Below are 2,659 nucleotides of genomic sequence, written 5' to 3'. Positions count from 1 at the left end.
GTCATGGGCTCCGCGCTGGACATGCTGATGCAGGCCCGCGGCGCGGCCAACGCAAAGGCGAAGAAGGAACTCGGCTGGACCCTGCGCTATCCGACCTGGCGCGAGGGATTCCGCACGATCGGGGCGTGAACGGCCATCTCACCCGGGCCGCAACCACGGTCCGGGTGTTCTGACTGGTCAGAGATGGGGTCTAGGGGGTCGAACCGCCGACCTTCCGCTTTTCAGGATTAGGGACGACCGTCTACTGGGGTCCGCCGGGGGCTATCTGCGCTAACTATTAGCAATCCATGGCCACACGTGGATCGCCCCGGGACGTTCTGCGCCGCATTATGAATGTGCGGCAGCGTGGCCTCCCTTTGATACCGGAGGAGCCGTCAGGCGGGCGGTCGCCGGCTGCTGACATACCGGGTGAGGTACTCGCCGGCCAGGACGGCGGCGCCGATGCCACCGACGAAGAGAACCAGCACCCCCACGGTGTACAGGTCAGCCGCGACCAGCCCGAGGGCGCCGACGACCAGCCCGAGCAAGATGACCAGGGCAACCGCTCCGACATTTCTGCTTCGCATAGGCCGGATGAACCTCTACAAGAACGTGTGGGGCGCTCTCACCTGTGCCCGGTATGTGCTGATAATCGTAGCATCGCGGCTTTACGGCCGCGATACGAGTCCGCAGCGGAGAGGCACGCGATGGTCGCAGCGGTGCACGTTCTAGCCGCAAATCCGGTACCGGCACGGTCGCAGATGGGGTCGTCGCTCGGGTTCCACATCATCCTCGCCTGCTTCGGCATCGCGTTCGCGGCCGTCACCATGACGGCAGAATGGATCGGCATCAGGCGCGGCGATGCCGCGGCGCTGCTGCTGGCGCGCCGCTGGTCGAAGGTCATGGCGTTGCTGGTGGCGGTGGGCGCGGTGTCGGGGACCGTGCTGTCGTACGAGATGGGCCTGCTGTGGCCGGGGCTGATGGGCCGGTTCGGGGCGGCGATCGGCTTCCCGTTCTCGATGGAGGGAATCTTTTTCTTCCTGGAAGCCATCTTTGTCGGGGTGTACCTGTACGGGTGGGATCGGCTGCCGTCCTGGGCGCACTGGTGGAGCGGGATGCCGATCGTCGTGTCCGGGGTGCTGGGCGCCTTGTCGGTGGTCGCGGCGAACTCCTGGATGAACTCACCGGCCGGGTACACGCTCAGCCACGGCAAAATCACCAATGTCGACCCGTGGTCGGTGTTTTTCAACGCCTCGACCCCGTATGAGACCGCGCACATGGTGCTGGCCGCGTACATGGTGACGGGATTCCTCGTCGCCGGCGTCTACGCGGTGGGGCTGCTGCGCGGCCGCAGGGACCGCTACCACCGGCTGGGCTTCGCCGTCCCGTTCACGATAGCCGGGATCTGCACCCCGCTGCAGGTGCTGATGGGGGACATCATCGCCCGGTTTATCGCGAACAACCAGCCGGTCAAATTCGCCGCGATGGAATACGTCACCACGACCACGCGCGACGCTCCCGAGTGGGTGGGCGGGATCTTCATCAGCGGCAAGATCTACTTCGGCGCGGCCATCCCGGCGTTCGACTCGATCCTGGTCGGGTTCAACTCGCACACCAAGGTCATCGGCTGGGACAGCGTTCCCCCGTCGCAGCGGCCGCCGCTCGACACGCTCATCCACCTGAGCTTCGATCTGATGGTGGGCATCGGCTTCTTCCTGTTGGCGCTGGCGGCGTGGCAGGGCTGGTGGTGGTGGTTCCACCGCCGGCTGCTGGTGAGCCCCTGGTTCCTGGTGCCGTCTGCCGTCAGCGGCGTAGCCGCGGTCACCGCGATGGAGGCGGGGTGGGTCGTCACCGAGGTCGGCCGCCAGCCGTGGATCGTCTACCGCGTCCTGCTGGTCAGCCAAGCGGTCACCCCGTCCGGCGGGGTCACCGTCACGCTGGGGGTGATCCTTGTCCTCTACGCGATCTTGACGGTGATCTCGATCGGCGTTCCGATGACCATGTCACGGCGGTGGCGGCGGGGAACGCTCGCCGATGAGGAGGCCGAGCAGGTACCGTACGGTCCCTCGCCGACTGGGTCTTCGCTCGCCGAGCCCACAGCACCACCGGGCGTTCCGTCGGCATCCTCGGGCAGGCCGGAGGGGCCATGAGCCCCTCGCCGGAGGACATCGCGGTGGCCGTGATCCTGTTCGTGGTCATCGCTGCGTACGCGCTGTTCGGCGGGGCGGACTTCGGCGGCGGGATCTGGGACCTGCTAGCGGGCAGCGCCGAGCGCGGCGCGGCCCCCCGGGAGCTCATCGACGAGTCCATCGCCCCGGTCTGGGAAGGCAACCACGTCTGGCTGATCTTCGTCCTGGTGCTGCTGTGGACCGCGTTCCCGCCCGCGTTCGCCGCCATCTTCACCGCGCTGTTCGTCCCGCTTGCCCTGTCCCTGCTGGGAATCGTCCTGCGCGGGGTCGGGTTTGCCGTCCGGCACACTGCGGAGCGGCTGCACATGCGACAGCTCACCGGAGCCACGTTCGCCGCCGCCTCGCTGATCACGCCGTTTTTCATGGGTACCGTCGTCGGGGCCGTCGCCACCGGGCAGGTACCCGTGCACCCAGCCGGCAACGTCCTGGCCGCCTGGACCTCGCCCACCGCCATCCTCACCGGGTTCCTGTTCGTCGCCGCCTGCGCCTAC

At 67.5% G+C, this 2,659-nt stretch carries 3 protein-coding genes; 2 read left to right on the top strand and 1 reads right to left on the bottom strand.

What is annotated here, in order from left to right:
• Positions 1-374: 374 nt before the first annotated feature.
• Positions 375-566, bottom strand: coding sequence for a hypothetical protein (locus WA317_RS17330; protein ID WP_425174203.1), 192 nt, complete (start codon positions 564-566; stop codon positions 375-377).
• A 132-nt stretch (positions 567-698) separates the two neighbouring features.
• Between WA317_RS17330 and WA317_RS17325 the strand changes: the two genes are divergently transcribed.
• Entirely contained in the window at positions 699-2,129 is a 1,431-nt protein-coding gene (locus WA317_RS17325) for a cytochrome ubiquinol oxidase subunit I (protein ID WP_425174202.1), read from the top strand.
• A partial coding sequence (locus tag WA317_RS17320; RefSeq protein ID WP_425174201.1) for a cytochrome d ubiquinol oxidase subunit II occupies positions 2,126-2,659 on the top strand: 534 nt, incomplete at its 3' end. The genes WA317_RS17325 and WA317_RS17320, both read left to right, overlap by 4 nt.

The sequence above is a fragment of the Mycobacterium sp. genome (assembly GCF_049802695.1).
Lineage (GTDB): Bacteria > Actinomycetota > Actinomycetes > Mycobacteriales > Mycobacteriaceae > Mycobacterium.
This window is presented reverse-complemented; position numbering and strand designations above follow the sequence as displayed.

What these genes read in the sequence shown, in the direction of transcription:
- WA317_RS17330 (WP_425174203.1), bottom strand. Translation starts at nt 566, where the DNA reads ATGCGAAGCAGAAATGTCGGAGCGGTTGCCCTGGTCATCTTGCTCGGG.